This window comes from Curtobacterium sp. BNK-1 (assembly GCF_048685235.1).
In the GTDB taxonomy this organism is placed as follows: Bacteria; Pseudomonadota; Gammaproteobacteria; order Enterobacterales; family Enterobacteriaceae; genus Pantoea; species Pantoea agglomerans.
The window spans coordinates 1,300,301-1,321,032 of sequence record NZ_JBLQTJ010000001.1 but is presented as its reverse complement, the minus strand read 5'-3'; the positions used below and the strand labels follow the sequence as shown (position 1 = coordinate 1,321,032).

Sequence of the window (20,732 nt, the reverse complement as noted above, 5' to 3'; positions counted from 1 at the left end):
CGTGATTTCAGCGCATTCTGCAGGATAAAAAAAGGCCCGCATCGCGGGCCTTTTTAGCAATCAACAACGATTACACTTTACGGAAGATCAACGAACCGTTGGTTCCGCCGAAACCGAAGGAGTTACACAGGGTGTACTCCAGACCGGGAACCTGACGCGCGGTGTGGGGCACGAAGTCGAGATCGCAGCCCTCATCCGGATTGTCGAGGTTAATGGTCGGTGGAATGGCCTGGTCGCGCAGCGCCAGAATCGAGTAGATCGATTCAACCGCGCCTGCCGCACCCAGTAAGTGCCCGGTCATTGATTTGGTCGAGCTCACCATCACGCTGCTGGCTGCTGCCCCAAAGACCGATTTCACCGCCCGCGCTTCCGCTTTATCACCCGCTGGCGTGGAGGTGCCGTGCGCGTTGACATAGCCAATCTGCTCTGGCGTAAGCTGAGCATCGCGCAATGCGTTGATCATTGCCGCGGCGGCGCCTGATCCATCTTCTGGTGGTGAAGTCATGTGGTAGGCATCGCTGCTCATACCAAAACCTACGATTTCCGCGTAGATTTTCGCACCACGTTTCTTCGCATGTTCATACTCTTCGAGTACCACAATGCCAGCGCCGTCACCCAGCACAAAACCGTCACGATCTTTATCCCACGGGCGGCTGGCCGCTTGCGGGTTTTCATTACGGGTTGAGAGAGCACGTGCTGCACCAAAGCCACCGACGCCTAATGGCGTACTGGCTTTCTCTGTGCCACCCGCCAGCATCACATCAGCATCGTTATAGGCGATGATGCGTGCGGCATGACCGATGTTATGCACACCAGAGGTACAGGCTGTCGCGATAGAGATGCTTGGACCTTTCAGGCCATACATGATGCTGAGATGACCCGCCACCATGTTAACGATGGTTGAAGGCACAAAAAATGGGCTGATTTTGCGCGGGCCGCCGTTGACCAGTGAAGTATGATTCTCTTCAATCAGACCTAAACCACCGATGCCGGAGCCAATTGCTGCGCCCATACGGCTTGCATTTTCGTCGGTAACAACCAGACCACTGTCCTGCATGGCCTGCATACCGGCCACAATGCCGTACTGGATGAAGGCATCCATCTTGCGCTGATCTTTGCGCGAGATGTAGTCATCACAATTAAAATCTCTTACCAGACCTGCAAAACGTGTTGCATAAGCACTGGTATCAAAATGGTCGATCAGGGTAATGCCGCTCTGACCGGCAAGGAGAGCACTCCAGGTAGACTCTACGGTATTGCCGACAGGAGACAACATGCCAAGACCAGTCACAACTACACGACGCTTAGACACGTTCGTCCTCCAGGGAGGGGAAATAGGGAACTATGTGGGACAAACAAAAAAATCAGGCGGTCGAGCGACCGCCTGAAGATATTCATTAGCCTTTATGGCTATTGATATAGTCGATCGCTGCCTGAACGGTAGTGATTTTCTCAGCTTCTTCGTCTGGAATCTCAGTATCAAACTCTTCTTCCAGAGCCATCACCAGCTCAACGGTATCAAGAGAATCGGCACCCAGGTCTTCTACGAAAGATGCAGAGTTGGTGACTTCTTCCTCTTTCACACCCAGCTGCTCACTGATGATTTTCTTAACGCGTTGTTCGATATCGCTCATACTATTTAATTTCCTATCAAAACTCGCTTTCGCGATGGTTTTCGTAGTGTATAAAATGGTGAAAAAGATGCAACAAAATCCCGGCTGGTCGAACCACGATTTTGCGTTATTTTGCGGTTCTAACCGCAAATAAAGCAAATCATTTCGTGATTTATCAGACCATGTACATTCCGCCGTTGACGTGCAGCGTTTCACCTGTGATGTAGGCTGCTTCGTCAGAGGCTAAAAATGCCACAGCATTGGCGATTTCCTGAGCATCGCCTAAGCGACCCGCAGGAACTTCCGCCAAAATACCGGAACGTTGATCTTCGTTCAGTGCCCGCGTCATGTCAGTCTCAATAAAGCCTGGAGCCACGACGTTGACGGTAATGCCACGTGACGCGATTTCGCGCGCCAGTGATTTGCTAAAGCCAATCAAACCCGCTTTTGCTGCCGCATAGTTTGCCTGGCCCGCATTACCCATAGTTCCAACAACGGAACCAATGGTGATGATACGGCCCACGCGCTTTTTCATCATGGCACGCAGGACCGCCTTGGAAAGGCGGAATACCGATGTGAGGTTGGTATCCAGGATATCCTCCCACTCATCGTCCTTCATGCGCATGAGAAGATTATCACGCGTAATGCCTGCATTATTGACTAAAATATCCACTTCGCCAAATTCAGCACGAATATTCTCTAAAACAGTGCTGATTGAGTCAGCGTCAGTCACATTCAGTAACAGGCCTTTGCCCTTGTCGCCAAGGTAAGCACTGATGGCGTCGGCGCCACTCTGGCTGGTTGCAGTTCCTACCACTTTAGCACCGCGTGCCGCCAGTGTTTCTGCAATCGCACGACCAATGCCGCGACTCGCGCCGGTAACCAGCGCAACTTTACCTTCAAAGCTCATGATTTTCCTCTTATTCCTTACCGAGTGCAGCCGTCAGGGATGCAGTATCGTTAACGGCAGCCGCTGTCAGGCTATCGACAATACGTTTCGTCAGTCCGGTCAGGACTTTACCTGGCCCCATCTCCAGGAGCTGCGTCACGCCCTGTGCTGCCATCGCTTCCACGCTCTCGGTCCAGCGAACCGGGCTGTAGAGCTGACGGACCAGCGCATGGCGGATGGCCGCAGCGTCGGTTTCAGCTTTCACATCGACGTTGTTGATCACCGGTACCGCAGGCGCGTTAAAGGTGATGCTCTCCAGCGCCACCGCCAGTTTATCGGCCGCAGGCTTCATCAGTGCGCAGTGAGAAGGAACGCTGACCGGCAGTGGCAAGGCACGCTTAGCGCCCGCTGCTTTACAGGCGGCACCCGCACGTTCAACGGCTTCTTTGTTACCCGCAATAACCACCTGGCCCGGCGAGTTAAAGTTAACCGGTGAGACAACCTGACCCTGCGCGCTCTCTTCACAGGCTTTGCGGATAGCCGCGTCATCCAGGCCAATAATCGCCTGCATCGCGCCAGTGCCTTCAGGCACCGCTTCCTGCATCAGTTTGCCGCGCAGTTCAACCAGCTTCACTGCATCCGCAAAGTTAAGCACACCCGCGCAAACCAGCGCTGAATATTCACCCAGGCTGTGACCGGCCATCAGGGCTGGCTGTTCACCGCCCTGCTGCTGCCAGACACGGTAGATTGCCACGGAGGCGGCTAACAGTGCAGGCTGAGTCTGCCAGGTTTTGTTCAGCTCTTCAGCCGGACCCTGACTTACTAATTGCCACAGATCATATCCCAGCGCGTCAGAGGCTTCACGGAAGGTCTCTTCTACCAGCGGATACGTTGCCGCTAATTCAGTCAGCATGCCCACGGTCTGTGAACCCTGACCGGGGAAAACAAATGCAAATTGCGTCATTTTTCGTTCCTGTCAATCAAAAGCGAACCAGCGCAGAACCCCAGGTGAATCCACCACCAAAGGCTTCCAGCAGAATAAGGTGTCCGGGTTTGATGCGGCCATCACGGACCGCTTCATCCAGTGCGCTTGGCACCGATGCGGCAGAGGTATTGCCATGACGATCCAGTGTGACGACCACTTTATCCATGGTCATGCCGAGTTTTTTCGCGGTGGCGCTGATAATGCGCAGGTTCGCCTGATGCGGCACCAGCCAGTCCAGCATTTCACGATCGAGATTATTGGCCTGCAGCGTTTCATCAACGATGTGAGCCAGCTCGGTGACGGCAACCTTGAAGACTTCGTTGCCTGACATGGTGACATAAGCAGGCTGATCCTGATGCGCACGATCCTGATAAGGCAGCGTCAGCAGCTGTGAATAGCGACCATCAGCATGAAGATGGGTAGAGATGATCCCCTGCTCTTCGCTCTGACCCAGCACGACCGCGCCTGCACCATCGCCAAACAGGATGATGGTGCCACGATCTTCCGGATCAAGTGCGCGTGCCAGGACATCCGCACCAATCACCAGAGCATGCTTCACCGCGCCATTTTTGATGTATTGATCGGCCACGCTCAGTGCATAGGTGAAACCTGCACAGGCGGCAGCGAGGTCAAACGCCGCGCAGTCTTTGATTTCAAGCATTTGCTGGATCATGCAGGCAGAGCTGGGGAAGGCATGGCTGGAAGAGGTTGTGGCGACAATAATCAGCCCAACATCGTTCGCTTCAATGCCTGCCATTTCAAGGGCGCGTTGCGCCGCACTGAATCCCATGGTGGCGACGGTTTCGTCAGGCGCAGCAATACGGCGCTCGCGGATGCCGGTACGGGTAACAATCCACTCGTCCGACGTCTCCACCATTTTTTCCAGATCGGCATTGGTGCGGATCTGGCTTGGCAGATAACTGCCCGTACCGATAATTTTGGTATACATCTAGGCTTTGTCACTCCTGGCTAATACAGCATCAAGGCGCGCAGCAATTCGCTCGGGAATTTGCTGCCTCACCGCCTGCTCTGCCTGTTCTATCGCCACAGCGAAGGCGTATTGATTTGCCGCACCGTGACTCTTGATCACTGTTCCGCGCAATCCTAACAGACAAGCGCCATTGTACTGGTCAGGGTTGAGATGCCCGAAGCGCTTCGTCAGACGTTTCTGAATCCAGCGCCCCAGCAACTGAAGCCACCATGACCGTTTTTTACCTTCCCCTGATGACTTCAGCAGAGAAAGAAACATTCTTACCACGCCTTCCATAGTCTTCAGCGTGACGTTTCCGACAAAACCGTCACAGACCATCACATCCGTTTTACCGGTGAGCAGTTCGTTACCTTCAAGGTAACCAATATAGTTGATTTGCGGTGATTCTCGCAGCACTGCCGCGGCGTCGCGGATCGTTTCCAGCCCTTTGGTCTCTTCATGACCAATATTGAGCAACGCGACACGGGGCCGTGCAATACCAAGCACATGCTCAGCCATTACCGACCCCATTACAGCAAACTGCACCAGCATCGCACTGTCTGAGCCCACATTTGCGCCCAGATCCAGCACCACGGTTTTACCCTGTTGCTGGTGCGGTAAAACGGACATCAGCGCCGGACGTTTAATGCCATCCAGCGGTTTTAATAAGAGCGTCGACAGCCCCATCAGCGCACCGGTATTCCCGGCGCTGATGCAGGCCTGCGCACGTCCCTCTTTAACCATCTCCAGTGCCACACGCATTGAGCTGCCGCGACTGTTGCGGATGGCCTGAGCGGGCCGCGCATCACTTGCAATAACCGATTCGGCAGGGATGACCTGCAAACGCCCCATCAGGGAGGAATCCGCTTTGGCAAGCAATGGCATGAGGGTGTCGGGATGTCCGACCAGAAGAAGGAATAGTTCCGAATGAGAGGCCAGTGCCTGCAATGCTGCAGGCACTGTCACGCAGGGACCGAAGTCCCCGCCCATGGCATCAATCGCCAGGGTCAAACGTGTCAAGGTATCGCCTTGCTAAGCAAGAAACTTACTTAACGATAACCTTGCGACCGCGGTAGTAACCGTCCGCAGTGATGTGGTGACGCAGATGAGTTTCGCCAGAAACTTTATCTACTGACAGAGCAGCAGTGGTCAGCGCATCGTGCGAACGACGCATACCACGCTTAGAACGGGTGGGTTTATTCTGTTGTACGGCCATGGACCTTACTCCTATTACTTACGCTTTAAACTGGCTAATACGGCAAATGGATTTGGTTTCTCCACCTCTGCAGGCAGTTTACCAAAGACCATGTCCGCCTCGGACACTTCACAGTGTTCAGAATCGTGCACCGGAACGACCGGCAGCGCGAGAATAATTTCATCCTCGACAACCGCCAGCAGATCGATCTCACCAAACTCGTTGACATCGACCGGCTCGTACGCTTCCGGCAATGCCTCGGCCTGCTCTTCAGAAGAGACAGGGCTGAAGCAGTAACTCACTTTTACGTGATGAGGAAAGGTCTGGTTGCAGCGCTGGCAACGCAACGTCACTTGTACTTCAGCAGTACCCGTCAGTACTGCCAGACGTTGGTTATCAACCGCAAACGACATGGCACAATCCACATCACTGTCCACACTAACGACCGACTCGGCCACACGCTCCACCTGTACAGATGTGTAGACACCCTGATAATCAAGGCGCTTCTGAGCAGTGCGGACAGGGTCCAGCGTTAGGGGTAATTTTACCTTTTGCATAGGGCGCGCATATTAACTTTGTAATGTCATAGAGTCAAAGAAAAAGGCCGTTAAACAGCATCTTTCAACCACTATTCGCATCCAGTGCGGCGCACAGTTTAAAATGACTGTCACCAATTCGCTATCACTATTGAAAAAAAATGACGCCATCGATTCTTTTAGCTTCAACCTCGCCCTTTCGGCAGGCATTACTGCATAAACTGGGCCTGCCTTTTATTACCGCCGCGCCTGAGGTTGATGAGTCACCCCAGCCCGATGAAACCGCTGAAGCGCTGGTAACCCGTCTTGCCGTAGCTAAAGCGCAGGCACTGGCAAAAACGTATCCCAGCCACTGGATAATCGGCTCCGACCAGGTTTGCGTGCTGGATGGCGCAATCGCCGGTAAGCCTCACTCGGCTGAGAATGCGCGGGCGCAACTGCGTGCCGCCAGCGGAAAAGCCATTATCTTTTATACCGGTCTGGCGCTATTTCATCCGGTCAGTGGCACGCTGCTGCACTGCTGTGAGCCCTTTGTGGTTCATTTCCGCACGTTAACTGACGCTGAAATCAGCGGCTATGTGGAAAAGGAGCAGCCGCTTCAGTGTGCGGGCAGTTTTAAGAGTGAAGGTCTGGGGATTTGTCTGTTTGATCGGCTGGAGGGACGCGATCCCAATACGCTGGTCGGGCTGCCGTTGATCGCGCTCAATGAGATGTTGCAGCAGGCCGGCATCAATCCTTTAACGAACTGATGCCGGAGAGATTACGCTTTCCGCTGACGCAGCTTAAGCAGGCATTGCTTCAGGCCATCATCCAGTGGCGCTTCGACCCGCATCACTTCGCCGGTGCCGGGATGCGTAAAGGTCAGCGCCGCAGCATGCAGGAACAGACGTTTTAAACCGGTTGCCGCCAGCTGACTGTCAAACTCACGTTCTCCGTAGCGATCGTCGAAGGCAATGGGATGCCCGGCATGCAGCGTATGGACGCGAATCTGATGCGTACGACCGGTGACCGGGCTCGCTTTCACCAGCGTGGCAAACTCGAACCGCTCTTCTACTTTAAAGCGGGTTTCTGAGGCTTTGCCTTCGCTGCTGACGCGCACCACGCGCTCACCGCTCTGCAGAATGTTTTTCAGCAGCGGCGCCTGAACCACCTTCAGGTGTGACGGCCAGTTGCCGCGCACCAGGGCCAGATAGTCTTTCTGCATCCCCTTTTCACGCAGTTGCTCATGAAGAGAACGCAGCGCCGAACGCTTTTTAGCGACCAGCAGAATGCCGGAGGTGTCACGATCCAGGCGATGCACCAGCTCCAGAAAGCGTGCTTCCGGTCGCAGGGCACGTAACCCTTCAATCACCCCAAAGCTGAGTCCGCTACCGCCATGCACGGCTGTGCCGGAAGGCTTGTTCATCACCAGCAGCGACTCATCCTCAAACAGGATGGCATCGGCCAGTGAAGCCACTTTCGCCAGTTTGGGGGAAACGGCATCTTCATCGCGTTCCGCTACCCGAACCGGCGGAATGCGCACCTCATCGCCCTCCTCCAGCTTATATTCTGGCTTGACGCGCTTTTTATTCACCCGCACCTCGCCTTTGCGAACGATGCGATAAATCATGCTTTTGGGCACACCCTTGAGCTGGGTGCGCAAAAAGTTATCAATGCGTTGTCCGGCATTTTCAGCCGTGATGGCGACAAAATGTACGCCGGGATTCTCTGTTTTCATGGCGGCGATTCTAAATAGTGTCCCCTGATAGCGCCACCCCTTTTTCTGTGCTTAACTCTGGAGTTGATGTGACGGCAGGTCGCCTCTCTGCTGGCTTTTTCAGCAAAGCGCTGTTTTGTCCGACACATTAGCGATTTAAATGTAAAGAAACTTCACAAGCTGGCTAAAGTCGCCTTGCTATATGAAGGTTAGCAATGGAATAATGCTTGAGTTTCTTACCTGAACCATTTCAGGGCAGAAAAAGAGCGAAATTGTCATTTTGCCGGATTGAGCAGACACGCAGCAATGGCGTAAGACGTAATGCGAAATCAGGCACTTAGCGGGCTGCGGGTTGCGGCCTGGACAACAGTATGGGATGCACGGGTTTTCTTTATTCTCTCAGGCATTTCCACTATCTGGTGCTGTTTTCCCTTATGAAAAACAGGCCACCGACGTTATTTGCGCCCCTCGCGCGGTCGACAGCCGTGAGGTTGACGACATTGCACTAAGTCACGGGGCCATCGGTTGATACTCGTCCAGGGTAACTATGCCCGCAGCTGTAATCACTCATGAAAGAATAACGAGTAAGTCACGATGAAAAGAATGTTAATAAACGCAACTCAGCAGGAGGAGTTGCGCGTTGCCCTGGTTGACGGTCAGCGTCTGTACGATCTGGATATTGAAAGTCCTGGACACGAGCAGAAAAAAGCCAACATTTACAAAGGTAAAATCACTCGCATTGAACCCAGCCTTGAAGCTGCGTTTGTCGATTACGGCGCAGAGCGTCACGGTTTCCTCCCGTTAAAAGAAATCTCCCGCGAATACTTCCCCTCCAGCTATAACGCGCATGGTCGTCCGAATATTAAAGACGTGCTGCGTGAAGGTCAGGAAGTCATTGTTCAGATCGATAAAGAAGAACGCGGCAATAAAGGCGCTGCGCTGACCACCTTTATCTCTCTGGCGGGCAGCTACCTGGTACTGATGCCGAACAACCCACGTGCAGGCGGTATCTCTCGCCGTATCGAAGGTGACGATCGTACCGAGCTGAAAGAAGCCCTGTCGGCGCTGGAACTGCCGGAAGGCATGGGCCTGATTGTCCGTACTGCGGGCGTCGGTAAATCAGCCGAATCGCTGCAGTGGGATTTAAGCTTCCGTCTAAAACACTGGGAAGCGATCAAGAAAGCCGCTGAAAACCGCCCTGCTCCGTTCCTGATCCATCAGGAAAGTAACGTGATTGTGCGTGCCTTCCGCGACTATCTGCGTCAGGACATCGGTGAAATCCTTATCGATAACCCGAAAGTACTGGAACTGGCGCGTCAGCATATCGCTGCGCTGGGCCGTCCGGACTTCAGCAGCAAAATTAAGCTCTACACCGGTGAAATCCCGCTGTTCAGCCACTATCAGATCGAATCGCAAATCGAATCCGCTTTCCAGCGTGAAGTCCGCCTGCCTTCCGGTGGCTCGATTGTGATCGACAGTACCGAAGCGCTGACCGCTATCGATATCAACTCAGCACGTGCAACGCGCGGCGGTGATATCGAAGAGACGGCGTTCAACACCAACCTTGAAGCGGCCGATGAGATTGCTCGTCAGCTGCGTCTGCGTGACCTGGGCGGCCTGATCGTTATCGATTACATCGATATGACGCCGGTACGCCATCAGCGCGCGGTTGAGAATCGTCTGCGTGAAGCTGTCCGTCAGGACCGCGCCCGCATTCAGATCAGCCACATTTCACGTTTCGGCCTGCTGGAGATGTCCCGTCAGCGTCTGAGCCCGTCATTAGGTGAATCCAGCCATCACGTCTGCCCACGCTGTAGCGGCACCGGCACCATCCGTGATAACGAGTCACTGGCGCTGTCGATCCTGCGTCTGATTGAAGAAGAAGCGCTGAAAGACAACACCAAAGAAGTTCACGCCATTGTTCCGGTTCAGGTGGCCTCTTACCTGCTGAATGAAAAACGTGAAGCGGTTAACGCTATTGAAACACGCCAGGGTGGCGTGCGGGCTATCATCGTTCCTGATGACAAGATGCAGACCCCACACTACTCCGTGCTGCGCGTGCGCAAAGGCGAAGAGACGCAGACCCTGAGCTATCATCTGCCGAAGCTGCATGAAGCCGAAATGGCGATGCCGTCGGAAGAGGAACATGCTGAACGTCGTCGTCCTGAGCAGCCTGCTCTGGCCGCGTTTGTGATGCCTGATGCGCCTCCGGCACCGGTAGAAGTTGAGCCAGAAGCGCAGCGCGCTGAAGCCCAGCCAGCCGCAAAAGCAGCACCTGCTGTGGCTGCGCCTGCTACCGTCAGCACCGGCTTCTTTGGCCGTCTGCTTGGTGGCCTGAAAAAAATGTTCGCAGGCGAAGAAGCCCCTGCCGCCGCACCCGTGGCCACTGAGGTTGCAGAACCGCAGAAAGCGCCTGAAAGCGAGCAGGAAAACGGCAACGGCCGTGGCGAGCGCCGCAGCAACAATAACAACCGTCGTAACAATAATCGTCGTGAGCGTACGCCGCGTAACGGAGATAACGCGCAGTCGCGTGAAGGCCGTGAACCACGCGAAAACCGTGAGCCTCGTGAAAACCGCGAACCTCGTGAAAGTCGTGAACCGCGCGAAAGTCGCGAGCCACGTGAAAATCGCGAGCCGCGCGAGGGTAACGATAATCGCCGTAACAAGCGTCAGTCCCAGGCTGGTGAAGTGCGTGAAGAGCGTCCGGCACTGAGCGAAGAAGCGCGCCAGCAGCGTGATGAGCAGCAGCAACAGCGCCGTGAACAGCGTGCTGAGCGTCAGCGTCGTCGTCAGGAAGAGAAACGTGCCGGTGAAGAAGCCGCCAAAGTGGCTGAGCAGCCGGTAGTGGTAGCCGATGTTCCGGACGTGACCGAGCCGCAGGATGATGAGCGCGTACAGGTTATGCCGCGTCGCAAGCCGCGTCAGCTGAACCAGAAGGTGCGTGTTGATGATAACCGTCCACCTATGCCAGCCGAAGCCAGCGACTTCGCCCAGCCGGCTGAAGTGCGTCAGCCTCAGCAGACAGACGTGGCTCAGCCGCAGCCTGAGTTCCAGGCACCGCAGGGTGAAGAGCAGGATGACAACGACAACCGTGATAACGCCAATATGCCGCGTCGTTCACGTCGTTCGCCTCGTCATCTGCGCGTCAGCGGACAGCGTCGTCGTCGTTACCGTGATGAGCGTTATCCGACTCAGTCAGCAATGCCGCTGACCGCTGCAGCTGCATCACCAGAGATGGCATCCGGTAAAGTCTGGATCCGTTACCCGGTGAGCCAGGCCAGCGAAGAGCAGGTTCAGAATGTGACTCACGAGACGCCAGCGTACAACCGCGAAGAGACAGCAGACGCCGCCAGTGCGCAGCCCGTTGCTGCCGCTGTTGAATCTGTTGCTCAGGAAGCGCCTGTGCAACAGGCCGAGCCGCAGGCAGAAACGCCAGTGCCGGTCGTGAACACTGACGATACCCGTGCTATCGACGCGCCGGTTGACGAGCAGCCTTCCGTTGTTCCGGCGGCAGATGAAGCAAAAGCGGAAGCGGTAGCAGCCGAAGCCGTGCCTGCTGAGCCTGTCACCGAAGCGCCGGTTGTGACACCTGCGGTTGAGACTGCACAGCCTGCAGCGGTTGCAGAAGAAGCACAGCCTTCAGAGGTTGCTGAGCAATCGGCTACCGACGTCAGCGAAGCGATCGCAGCGGAAGTTGAAGAAGTTCTGAATGCGCCGGTCGCTGCTGAAGCTGAAACAGCGCCAGTTCGTGAACCTCATGCTCCGGTGGCCGCACGCGATGTCGCCCCTGCAGCACCGGTGACTGCGGCCGAACCTGTTGCATCAGTACCTGCAACGGCATCAGTGCCGAATGACGGTACGCGCTGGAAGCATTTTGCCTCTGCGCCGATGACTAAAGCGCCGGCGCCAGTCTGGCAGTCAGAACCGGCACCGCACAGTGACTGGGTGCGTGCACCCTATGAGTTCGACGGTCGCGGTTCTGCGGGTGGTCATAGCGCCACACATCATGCCACTGCCCCGGCGACCAAGCCGTAACGCATAAGCTGTTGTGAACTAAACCCCGGCCTGCAAGCCGGGGTTTTTTTATGCCTGCGATTCTGCCCGCCAGCGGACAGAGGATAATTAACCTCCCCTCCTCGCTTATCAGGAATCAGGAAAGTGCGTGTGTGCGTGTGTGCGTGTGTGCGTGTGTGCGTGAAAGCGTGAAAGCGTGAAAGCGTGAAAGCGTGAAAGCGTGAAAGCAAGACTGACATGCGAGCTGACTGTCGCTGTAAATCAACCCGGTTTAATTTCTATGGTTCCCACCACCGGCTGAATCGCAGGCAAAAAAATCCCACCCTCCTTTAGCGGGAGGGTGGGAAAAAGTAAGCGTATCCGGTTAAAGTACGCTCAAAATTTCAGGTCAGACTACGAGTTCATCTGGAACAGGGACATCTTAGACATGTCGGTAAAGGTCTTATAGGACGCCTGTAATGCCGTCTGCTGCATGGTGTAGTTAGAAGCTGCTTCGGTTAAATCCACGTTAACCAGATCACTCATCTGCGAGCTGTAAATCACACTACGGTCATCGCCCTGGGCATTCAGCGTATCGATCTCTGAAAGCTGGGTACCAATCTCAGAACGCACGGTTAAGACATTATTCAGCGAGTTACCCAGGCCACGGTTGGTTTTATCCATCGCCGCCTGGAAGGTCTGTTTGGTTGCGGCGTCAGCATCATCCTGCGGCACTTTCAGCGCAGCAATGGCGCTATCCAGCATCTTAAACACATTCGTTTCGCTGGCGCTGCCATCCGGCTCTTTGGTGGCATTGCCGGAGATCGCCATAAAGATATTGTCACCGGTATGGCCCACAGTCATGGTACGGCTGGTATCGACCTTCTGAGTGATCGCCTCGGTGCCGCCTGCGTAGCCGACGCCGGTGCCTGCCGCATCCACAAATGGCGCACTGTCAGTTTTATAACCGGCAAAAATATAGCGGCCATTGGCATCCTGGCTGTTTGCCTGGTTCAGCAACTGGGCGCGGATACCCTCCAGCTGGGTAGCAATCGAACCACGGTCATCGTCGCTCAGCGTACCGGTTGAACCGTTGACGATCAGCCCTTGCGCAGCAATGATCCCATCGGTGACGCCTTTCAGCGTATTCTCTTCCAGTGAGAGACCCTGCTCGGCAAAGGTACGCGCCAGCGCATACTGCTTGCCCTGCTGCTGGGTTTGTGACAACACGACAGCACGAGACGCGGCAATCGGATCGTCCGAAGGATTATTCACACGGCGGCCGCTGGAGAGCTCCTGGCCTGATTTCAGCCAGGAGGCCTGTGAGTCAGTGATGCCACGCACCTGCTGCTCAAAAATCATATTTGTACTGATTCGCATGTTATCTCCTGCCCTTAGCGAATATTGATCAATGCATTAAACACGGTGCTGGCAGTCTGCAGCACCTGCGCATTGGCCATGTAATATTGCTGATATTTGGTCAGGTTGGCGTACTCCTCATCGAGGTTTACCCCAGAGACCGATTGCTGGCGCTGGGTCAGCTGACTGACCACGCTTTTCTGAGTGGTGCTGGTGGTTTCCAGTGAACTGGTTTTGTTACCCACGCTGCTGACGATGGTGGCGTAGGCCTGAGACAGCGTGGCGTTACCGCCGACCAGTTTCACATCCTGCAGATTCAGCAGTTTTTGCGCATTACGGTTATCACTCTCCCCGCCTACGGCACCCGCGGCGGCCACCTGAGATTCACTGGTGATCGCGACTGACATATCGTTGATGGCGTTCTGGACCGGCTTCACCAGGAAACTGTCTTTGGCAGCAGGTGCAGGCGTGCCGGCGACGGTCAGTTTCAGACCGTCAAAGCTCAGCGTGGTGTTGCCACTGGCATCGGTACCTGGCGTGATGGTAACGGCCGTACTGTCTGAGGCGCGGGTCGCGGTCCAGTTATTGCCGTCATAACTCACGGTGTAATTGGATGCTTTCAGTGCACTGGTATCGGTCCACTCAGCGGTGACGGACGCGGCGGTGCTGTTTTTACTGTTGCCCACCACGATCGGGCTGCCGATATTAAAGAAATCGACACCCTGATTGCCTTTGCTATCGAAGCCCTGCTTGTGAACATCGTTGAAACTGGTGGTAAACGCCGCCGCTAACTGACCCAGCTGGTTCTGTGCCAGATCCAGATCCTGAGTACGGAACGCCAGCAGACCGCCCAGCGAACCGGTGGTGATCAGCTTCTCCGGGATCTCGACGTTGCCCGCCTGTTTATCGACATAGCCGATGGTGGTGCGGGTCGGATCGCTGCTGGAGGGCATCGCCACCAGATCGTGAGATTTGTCGCCGTTTACCAGCGTCAGGCCATTGGCCATCGCGACCGTGTAACCGCCATCCTGCTGCGATACCGTCACACCAACCACGTTATTCAGGGTATTCACCAGCTGATCGCGCTTATCGAGCAGATCGTTAGGTGCGGCACCGTTTGCCGTGCTCAGTTTGCCAATCTGTTTGTTCAGATCGGCAATCTGGCTGGTAATGGTATTGACCTGCTTGATGCTGGAATCGACATCGGCGTTGACGCTGTTCTGCATATTATTCAGGTATTGCGCTGACGTCTGGAACTGACTGACCAGCCCCTGCGCATTGCTGAGCATCGACTGACGCGCCGACGGATCGTTGGCGTTGCTGACCACGTTCTGCAGGTTAGTAAAGAAGCCCTGCAGCGAGGTCGACAGGCTGGTAGTCGAGGTCGACAGCAGATCGTCAATGTTAGAAATCTGGCTGTGCTGGGTGCTTACCGCGCTGTAGTTCGCGCTAGAACCGCGCAGCTGCGTAGCAATAAACGCATCATATTCACGTTGTACACCGGTGATATTCACGCCGTTACCATAATAGCTATTGCCCTGCAGGGTACTGTTCGCCTGCGCCAGTACCGTGGTCTGACGTGAATAGCCCGCCACGGTGTAATTGGAAATGTTGTTACTCGTGGTGCTCAGAGCGGCCTGCGCGGCACTCAATCCGCTCATCGCGGAGTTAATTATGCTGGACATCTCGGTTCCTTACGTTCCCCGTCAACCGGGCTGGCAGACATCAAAGTGGGCGCCAGCAGGCGAAAACGCTTCTGGCTATAGGGATGTTATCGGCTTGCTAAAGTGAAACTTGAGGCGCAATGATCAGAACAGGTCGCCCATATCCTGACTGTAAGCTTTGACGACTTTGTCGCCCATACTTTTGAATTGCTGAATCATTCCCACCAGCTTTTGCGCATATTTTGGATCGGTGGCATAACCGGCCGCCTGTAAGGCCTGCGCACCCTGCTCTGCGCTTGAGGCGTTCGTCACCGCCGCATAGCGTGGGTTTTTGGTCAGGAGTTTGACGTAGTCGGTCAGCGCCTCGAAATAGGAGTTATAGACGCGGAAGCTGGCACGCACTTTCTTCGCTTCGCCCTGCTCATATTCGGTGGTCATGATATCGGTGGTGTCACCTTTCCAGTCGCCGCTGGCTTTAATCCCGAACACGTTGTAGCTCGGTTTGCCGTCGCGGGTCAGGATCTGACGCTGGCCCCAGCCCGACTCCAGCGCAGCCTGCGCCAGAATCAGGTGATGAGGAATGCCACTCTGCTGGCTGGCAGCCTGCGCCGGTTGCGTCAGCTGGGCGATAAACTCGCGGCTGTCACTGGGCAGACCCGTCGGTGAAGCGACCGGCGGCAGACGCGGCATTGCCTTACGCACAATCTGCTCCAGCTGCTGCGCGGGCAGTGGTGTTGCCCCGCTGGTGCTGAGAATAAAGCTGTTATCCAGCTTCATCGGCACCGTACCGGCTTTTTCATCCGGCGCGGTGGCGGGCTGCATCTGTTTGACGATGGTTTCCGCCAGGCCGAGGCCGCGCTTCCCCATCTCCTGTGCAATCTGCTGGTCATACATAGAGGTAAAGAGTTTGGTCTGCTCGTTGCCCATAATGCCGTCCTGCGGCAACGCCTCGCGCATACTCTTCAGCATCATCTGTACAAACATCCCTTCGACCTGACGCGCCACCTGCAACGCTTGTCCTTTCGGATCGTTGCTGGCCTGGCGTTTCAGTTCATTCAGGGAACGGCTGTCGAAAGCCGAACTCGTCAGAGATTGCATATCAGCCATCAGATAATTTCCAGTTTGGCACGCAGACAGCCGGCACTCTGCATCGACTGCAGAATTGACATCAGTTCGATAGGTGACGCACCCAGCGCATTCAGCGCACGCACCACGTTGTTCAGGTTGGCGCTGGCGTTGACGCGTTGCAGCGCACCGCCGGTCTGGCGCAGATCGATCTGAGTCTGCGTCGTCGCCACCGTCTGACCACCGGCCAGGGGGGTATCAGGCTGACTGACGTTCTGCTGCTGATTAACCGTCACCGACAGGTTGCCCTGCGCCACAGCACACTGATTCAGCGTCACTTCACGGTTCATGACGACTGAGCCGGTACGGGAGTTGATGATCACCTTCGCATCTTCAACCGGAATCGAGACATCAATATTCTGGATCTCAGCCAGCAGACGCACCTGCGCACCATTATTAGGCGACACGCGGATCTGCACGGTACGGGCATCCAGCGGCTGCGCCGCGCCGTAACCGCCACGGGCGTTGATTGCATCAGCAATACGCTGCGCCATCGAAAAATCTTCGCTGTTAAGCTGCAGGTTAATGGTGTTCTGCGAACCAAAGTTGCTCTGCAGTTCACGCTCAACGGTGGCGCCACTGGTAATACGGCCACCGTTCAGCTGGTTAACCTGAACACTGCTGCCGCCCGCTGAGGCACCCGCACCACCGACCAGGATGTTACCCTGTGCCAGCGCATAGACCTGGTTATCTACCCCTTTCATCGGCGTCATTAACAGTGTGCCGCCGCGCAGGCTTTTGGCGTTACCCAGCGATGAGACCACCACATCCAGCGTCTGTCCCTGACGGGCAAACGATGGCAGTTTCGCGGTGACCATAACGGCCGCCACGTTTTTCAGCTGCATGTTAGTTCCGGTCGGAACGGTAATGCCAAGCTGTGACAGCATGTTGCTCACGGTCTGCGTAGTAAATGGCGTCTGAGTCGTCTGGTCACCGGTGCCATCCAGGCCCACCACCAGGCCGTAGCCCAGCAGCTGGTTATCACGTACGCCCTGTACCGTGGTTAAATCACGAATCAAATCGGCTTTTGCCAGCAGGCTGACGCCCAGCAGCAGCGCCAGCCCGGCGCGTAACAGCGTTAACTTTTTCATTGAAACCTCTTACATCGGCGAGATGTTCAGGAAGAAACGCTGGAACCAACCCATGGTCTGCGCCTCATTGATGTAACCATTTCCGACGTACTCAATACGTGCATCGGCGACAGCAGTAGATAACACGGCGTTGCTGGCGCTAATGGTGCGTGGGTTGACCACGCCCGAGAAGCGAATGAACTCCGTGCCCTGATTAATGGCAATCTGTTTTTCACCGACCACGTGCAGGTTGCCGTTTGACAACACCTGATCCACGGTGACGGTAATGGTGCCGGTAAAGGTGTTATTGGCAGATGCGCCGCCTTTACCTGCGAAATCGTTTTTGCCTGTCGCGTCGATGTTGGCTTTTTCACCACCTGCACCCACCAGGCCTGCCAGTCCGGTCGGCACCGCGCTCACGCCAAAGCTGCTGCTGCCATCGCGGCTGGCATTGGCTGAGGAGCTTTTGCTGGCGCTGACGTTTTCCTGCAGCGTAATGGTCAGGGTATCGCCAATGTTGCGTGGACGACGATCTTCAAACAGCGGCTGATAGCCGTAGTTAAGCGGCGCGACGCCCTGGAATATAGAGCCGTTGACCACCGGTGGCGCAGACGGCATGGGTTGCGCTGTGGTTGCACCTTCGACCAGCGGGGTACGCGGGACCAGGGCACATCCGTTAAGAGTTAGCAGCAACGAGGCAACTAACCAATGTCCAGGCTTGAGAATCTGTTGCTTCGCCACGGCGTCACGACCTTATTAATGTCTGTCATTCAGGCCAGCACGGGCTGGCCCTGTTCGGGATTAAAGCTGTGTTAATTTCGCCAGCATCTGATCAGAGGTGCTGATCGCCTTGCTGTTGATTTCGTAGGCGCGCTGCGTCTGGATCATGGTGACCAGCTCTTCCGCCACGTTAACGTTCGAGGTTTCGGTGTAGCCCTGATAGAGCAGACCTGCGCCGTTCTGGCCTGGCGTGCTGTCTGTCGGTGCGCCCGATGCCTGAGTTTCCTTGTAGAGGTTTTCACCCACGCTATCGAGACCGGCGTCATTCATAAAGGTGCTCAGGGTTAACTGCCCCACCTGCGCGGCCTGAGCCTGACCCTGCTGCGTCACGCTGACCACACCGTCACGCGACACGGTAATGCTGGTGGCGTTGGCCGGAATGGTGATGCCTGGCTGCACCGGGAAACCGGAGTTGGTCACCAGCTGGCCGTTCTGATCAACCTGAAACGCGCCGTCACGGGTATAAGCAGAGGTGCCATCCGGCATCTGAATCTGAAAATAGCCCTGGCCGTTAATGGCGATATCTTTTGAGTTACTGGTCTGCGACAGGTTGCCCTGCGTATGCAGACGCTCAGTGGTCACCGGACGAACACCGGTACCGATCTGCAAACCGGATGGCAGCGTTGTCTGCTCTGATGACTGTGTGCCCGGCTGGCGCATGGTCTGGTACATCAGATCTTCGAACACGGCACGTGAACGCTTAAAGCCGTTGGTGCTGACGTTTGCCAGGTTGTTGGCAATGACGTCCATGTTCATCTGCTGCGCATCAAGACCGGTCTTAGCGATCCATAAAGAACGAATCATGTTGTTATCCTCGTGCCTTAGCCCATGCTCAGGAGCTGGTTGGCTTTTTGTTCATTTTCGTCGACGTTGGTGATGACTTTCATCTGCATCTCAAAACGTCGGGCGTTGGCGATCATATCGACCATGGTTTCTACCGGTTTGACGTTGCTGCCTTCCAGCACGCCAGGCATCACCTGCATGGTGGGATCGGCCTGCAGCGCGGCACCGCGGGTTGTCTGCGTCGACGCAGTCGGACGGAACATGCCGTCATCACTGCGCTGCAGCTCCTGCCCTGTTGCCCTGACCAGCTTCAGCTTGCCCAGCTGAACCGTGGCATTCGGTGAATCACCGGCATTCAGCCCGGTGATCGAGCCGTCGGCTGCAATGGTGATTTGCGTGCCCTGCGGAATCACAATCGGACCGCCATCGCCCATCACAGGATTGCCCTGAACCGTCAGCGTACCGGTCGGACTGATTTGCATATTGCCGTTGCGGGTATAGGCTTCGCTGCCGTCAGCGGTACGTACCGCCAGCCAGCCATCCTGCTGCACCGCCACATCGAGTGGACGCTCGGTGTAATCCATCGCGCCCTGACTCATGTCGGCGCCCGGTGTTGAGGCGGCGACCAGCGTGCGGGTTGGCAGTGACCAGCCACTCACCGGCACTGCGCGCAGCGCATTCAGCTGTGCACGAAAACCGGGTGTAGAGGCGTTGGCGAGGTTGCTGGCGGTAACCGCCTGCTGATCCAGCGTCTGGCTGGCCGCGCCCATCGCGGTATATATCGCGTGATCCATATGGCAATCCTGTTAGCGAATTAACGTAAGTTAACCAGCGTGTTGAGAATCTGGTCCTGAGTTTTGATGGTCTGCGCATTCGCCTGATAGTTACGCTGCGCGACGATCATATTCACCAGCTCTTTACTCATGTCGACGTTGGACGATTCCAGTGCGCCGGCGGTCAGTGAACCAAAGGTACCGGTGTTAGCCAGACCAGTTGCTGCCTGACCGGATGCGCTCGAAGCCTGCCAGACGTTGTCGCCTTTAGACTGCAGGCCTTCCGGGTTAGAGAAGCTCGACAGGACAATCTGACCCAGCAGCTGGGTTTTCTGGTTTGAGTAGCTGCCAGTGATGGTGCCGTCATTATTGATCGCGTAGCTGGTCAGATCGCCAGGTGCATAACCATCCTGGGTCGGGCTGCCAAAGTTGGTGGCGCCGGTGTTCTGCTGCAGGCTGCCCAGCATGCTCAGGTTGATGGGCTGATTGGCTACTGCGCCATTGGCGCCGCCCACGTTCAGCGTCAGGCCGACGGTGCCATCCGTCGTGGTGCTGACAACCGCGCCGCTGGCATCCAGCTTAGAAACGCTGGTCAGCTTACCGCTGGTGTCAAACGCCATTCGGAAGTCACCCGCGGAGGTGCCGGTGGTGCCATCAATGGTACGCACGGTCCAGCTGTTGCTGGTGGTGTCTTTCGAGAAATACATGTCGAGCGCGTGGTCATTACCCTGCGAGTCGAACACGGTTGCCGTGGTTTTCTTGTTGTAGCTGTCTGCGTTCGCCGTCGAGAAGGTAGGCACGGATGGCGTGGTATCCGTTGAGTTCAGGTTGGCAACCAGACCGGCGGTGGTGGTGGCGCGGGCTGACATCTGCTCGGTAGGAATACGCAACGCTACCGGGTTAGCACCGGCCTGAATGGTGGCCGGTGAACCGCTGGCCGGATAGCCGGTCACGTTCAGACCCTGGGTGTTGACCAGGTTACGGTTAGCATCCAGCGTTAACTGGCCATTACGTGAATAGAAGACGCCGCCGCTGCTGTCGGTCATACGGAAGAAACCGTTACCGCTCAGCGCAACGTCCAGGCCACGGCTGGTGGTGGTGGTCGCACCGTCGTTAAAGTTCTGAATCACCGCCGCGACTTTGGTGCCGAGACCGACGTTAGAACCGGCAAACATATCGGCAAACGCGATGGTGCTCGATTTAAAGCCCGCTGTTGCGGAGTTAGCAATGTTGTTACCGATGACATCAAGGTTACTTGAAGCAGCACCAAGGCCGCTGACCGCTTGGGAAAATGACATTTA

General features: G+C 55.8%; 19 protein-coding genes. 2 read left to right on the top strand and 17 right to left on the bottom strand.

Annotated elements, in window-relative coordinates; translation table 11 throughout:
* Positions 1 to 70: 70 nt before the first annotated feature.
* The 8 genes from fabF to yceD all read right to left on the bottom strand — a co-directional run bounded on the left by fabF (position 71) and on the right by yceD (position 6,209).
* Complete coding sequence (fabF, locus tag ACMGGP_RS06330) at positions 71 to 1,312, bottom strand: beta-ketoacyl-ACP synthase II (RefSeq protein WP_010246329.1); 1,242 nt, start codon at positions 1,310 to 1,312, stop codon at positions 71 to 73.
* Positions 1,313 to 1,397: 85 nt separating this feature from the next.
* Entirely contained in the window at positions 1,398 to 1,634 is a 237-nt protein-coding gene (acpP, locus tag ACMGGP_RS06325) for an acyl carrier protein (protein WP_003849865.1), read from the bottom strand.
* A gap of 154 nt (positions 1,635 to 1,788) precedes the next feature.
* Positions 1,789 to 2,523: a 3-oxoacyl-ACP reductase FabG gene (gene fabG / locus ACMGGP_RS06320; protein WP_010246337.1), complete on the bottom strand. Its 735-nt coding sequence runs from the start codon at positions 2,521 to 2,523 to the stop codon at positions 1,789 to 1,791.
* Between the two features lie 10 nt (positions 2,524 to 2,533).
* Positions 2,534 to 3,466, bottom strand: coding sequence for an ACP S-malonyltransferase (gene fabD / locus ACMGGP_RS06315; RefSeq protein ID WP_010669852.1), 933 nt, complete (start codon positions 3,464 to 3,466; stop codon positions 2,534 to 2,536).
* A gap of 16 nt (positions 3,467 to 3,482) precedes the next feature.
* Positions 3,483 to 4,436, bottom strand: a complete 954-nt coding sequence (locus tag ACMGGP_RS06310; protein WP_010246341.1) for a beta-ketoacyl-ACP synthase III — start codon at positions 4,434 to 4,436, stop codon at positions 3,483 to 3,485.
* Positions 4,437 to 5,477, bottom strand: coding sequence for a phosphate acyltransferase PlsX (gene plsX / locus ACMGGP_RS06305; RefSeq protein ID WP_062757396.1), 1,041 nt, complete (start codon positions 5,475 to 5,477; stop codon positions 4,437 to 4,439).
* Positions 5,478 to 5,502: 25 nt separating this feature from the next.
* A complete protein-coding gene (rpmF, locus tag ACMGGP_RS06300; RefSeq protein ID WP_003849870.1) occupies positions 5,503 to 5,673 on the bottom strand; it encodes a 50S ribosomal protein L32 in 171 nt (56 codons plus the stop codon).
* A 14-nt stretch (positions 5,674 to 5,687) separates the two neighbouring features.
* Positions 5,688 to 6,209, bottom strand: coding sequence for a 23S rRNA accumulation protein YceD (gene yceD / locus ACMGGP_RS06295; protein ID WP_010246346.1), 522 nt, complete (start codon positions 6,207 to 6,209; stop codon positions 5,688 to 5,690).
* 140 nt (positions 6,210 to 6,349) lie between these two features.
* On the opposite strand from yceD, the gene ACMGGP_RS06290 reads away from it, so the two are divergent.
* The gene (locus ACMGGP_RS06290; RefSeq protein ID WP_167422813.1) at positions 6,350 to 6,937 is read left to right on the top strand and encodes a Maf family protein; all 588 of its coding nucleotides are present in this window, start codon (positions 6,350 to 6,352) and stop codon (positions 6,935 to 6,937) included.
* 11 nt (positions 6,938 to 6,948) lie between these two features.
* Here ACMGGP_RS06290 and rluC read toward each other — a convergent pair whose 3' ends face one another.
* Positions 6,949 to 7,905 (bottom strand): 23S rRNA pseudouridine(955/2504/2580) synthase RluC, encoded by a 957-nt coding sequence (rluC, locus tag ACMGGP_RS06285; RefSeq protein WP_010669849.1) that lies wholly within the window; start codon positions 7,903 to 7,905, stop codon positions 6,949 to 6,951.
* 582 nt (positions 7,906 to 8,487) lie between these two features.
* Here rluC and rne point away from each other — a divergent pair.
* Positions 8,488 to 11,919 carry a ribonuclease E gene (gene rne / locus ACMGGP_RS06280; RefSeq protein WP_498798271.1) on the top strand — a complete coding sequence of 1,144 codons (3,432 nt, stop codon included), beginning with the start codon at positions 8,488 to 8,490 and terminating at the stop codon, positions 11,917 to 11,919.
* A gap of 372 nt (positions 11,920 to 12,291) precedes the next feature.
* On the opposite strand, the gene flgL is transcribed toward rne, so the two are convergent.
* From flgL to flgE, 8 genes are all read right to left on the bottom strand, one after another.
* A complete protein-coding gene (gene flgL / locus ACMGGP_RS06275) occupies positions 12,292 to 13,257 on the bottom strand; it encodes a flagellar hook-associated protein FlgL (RefSeq protein WP_033766930.1) in 966 nt (321 codons plus the stop codon).
* A 14-nt stretch (positions 13,258 to 13,271) separates the two neighbouring features.
* Positions 13,272 to 14,921 (bottom strand): flagellar hook-associated protein FlgK, encoded by a 1,650-nt coding sequence (gene flgK / locus ACMGGP_RS06270; protein WP_010669846.1) that lies wholly within the window; start codon positions 14,919 to 14,921, stop codon positions 13,272 to 13,274.
* A gap of 123 nt (positions 14,922 to 15,044) precedes the next feature.
* Positions 15,045 to 16,007, bottom strand: coding sequence for a flagellar assembly peptidoglycan hydrolase FlgJ (gene flgJ, locus ACMGGP_RS06265; RefSeq protein WP_010246357.1), 963 nt, complete (start codon positions 16,005 to 16,007; stop codon positions 15,045 to 15,047).
* Entirely contained in the window at positions 16,007 to 17,116 is a 1,110-nt protein-coding gene (locus ACMGGP_RS06260) for a flagellar basal body P-ring protein FlgI (RefSeq protein WP_010246359.1), read from the bottom strand. The genes flgJ and ACMGGP_RS06260 overlap by 1 nt, the downstream gene beginning before the upstream one ends.
* Positions 17,117 to 17,125: 9 nt before the next feature.
* The gene (locus ACMGGP_RS06255; protein ID WP_029519565.1) at positions 17,126 to 17,836 is read right to left on the bottom strand and encodes a flagellar basal body L-ring protein FlgH; all 711 of its coding nucleotides are present in this window, start codon (positions 17,834 to 17,836) and stop codon (positions 17,126 to 17,128) included.
* 60 nt (positions 17,837 to 17,896) lie between these two features.
* The gene (gene flgG / locus ACMGGP_RS06250; protein ID WP_003849881.1) at positions 17,897 to 18,679 is read right to left on the bottom strand and encodes a flagellar basal-body rod protein FlgG; all 783 of its coding nucleotides are present in this window, start codon (positions 18,677 to 18,679) and stop codon (positions 17,897 to 17,899) included.
* Positions 18,680 to 18,696: 17 nt separating this feature from the next.
* Positions 18,697 to 19,452, bottom strand: coding sequence for a flagellar basal body rod protein FlgF (locus ACMGGP_RS06245; RefSeq protein WP_010246364.1), 756 nt, complete (start codon positions 19,450 to 19,452; stop codon positions 18,697 to 18,699).
* A 20-nt stretch (positions 19,453 to 19,472) separates the two neighbouring features.
* The gene (gene flgE, locus ACMGGP_RS06240; protein ID WP_010246367.1) at positions 19,473 to 20,729 is read right to left on the bottom strand and encodes a flagellar hook protein FlgE; all 1,257 of its coding nucleotides are present in this window, start codon (positions 20,727 to 20,729) and stop codon (positions 19,473 to 19,475) included.
* Positions 20,730 to 20,732: the final 3 nt, after the last annotated feature.

Excerpts from the sequence above, each read along its gene's own strand:
- acpP (WP_003849865.1), bottom strand. The coding sequence starts at position 1,634 with ATGAGCGATATCGAACAACGCGTTAAGAAAATCATCAGTGAGCAGCTG.
- fabG (WP_010246337.1), bottom strand. The coding sequence starts at position 2,523 with ATGAGCTTTGAAGGTAAAGTTGCGCTGGTTACCGGCGCGAGTCGCGGC.
- fabD (WP_010669852.1), bottom strand. The coding sequence starts at position 3,466 with ATGACGCAATTTGCATTTGTTTTCCCCGGTCAGGGTTCACAGACCGTG.
- ACMGGP_RS06310 (WP_010246341.1), bottom strand. The coding sequence starts at position 4,436 with ATGTATACCAAAATTATCGGTACGGGCAGTTATCTGCCAAGCCAGATC.
- rpmF (WP_003849870.1), bottom strand. The coding sequence starts at position 5,673 with ATGGCCGTACAACAGAATAAACCCACCCGTTCTAAGCGTGGTATGCGT.
- yceD (WP_010246346.1), bottom strand. The coding sequence starts at position 6,209 with ATGCAAAAGGTAAAATTACCCCTAACGCTGGACCCTGTCCGCACTGCT.
- ACMGGP_RS06290 (WP_167422813.1), top strand. The coding sequence starts at position 6,350 with ATGACGCCATCGATTCTTTTAGCTTCAACCTCGCCCTTTCGGCAGGCA.
- rluC (WP_010669849.1), bottom strand. The coding sequence starts at position 7,905 with ATGAAAACAGAGAATCCCGGCGTACATTTTGTCGCCATCACGGCTGAA.
- rne (WP_498798271.1), top strand. The coding sequence starts at position 8,488 with ATGTTAATAAACGCAACTCAGCAGGAGGAGTTGCGCGTTGCCCTGGTT.
- flgL (WP_033766930.1), bottom strand. The coding sequence starts at position 13,257 with ATGCGAATCAGTACAAATATGATTTTTGAGCAGCAGGTGCGTGGCATC.
- flgK (WP_010669846.1), bottom strand. The coding sequence starts at position 14,921 with ATGTCCAGCATAATTAACTCCGCGATGAGCGGATTGAGTGCCGCGCAG.
- flgJ (WP_010246357.1), bottom strand. The coding sequence starts at position 16,007 with ATGGCTGATATGCAATCTCTGACGAGTTCGGCTTTCGACAGCCGTTCC.
- ACMGGP_RS06260 (WP_010246359.1), bottom strand. The coding sequence starts at position 17,116 with ATGAAAAAGTTAACGCTGTTACGCGCCGGGCTGGCGCTGCTGCTGGGC.
- flgG (WP_003849881.1), bottom strand. The coding sequence starts at position 18,679 with ATGATTCGTTCTTTATGGATCGCTAAGACCGGTCTTGATGCGCAGCAG.
- ACMGGP_RS06245 (WP_010246364.1), bottom strand. The coding sequence starts at position 19,452 with ATGGATCACGCGATATATACCGCGATGGGCGCGGCCAGCCAGACGCTG.
- flgE (WP_010246367.1), bottom strand. The coding sequence starts at position 20,729 with ATGTCATTTTCCCAAGCGGTCAGCGGCCTTGGTGCTGCTTCAAGTAAC.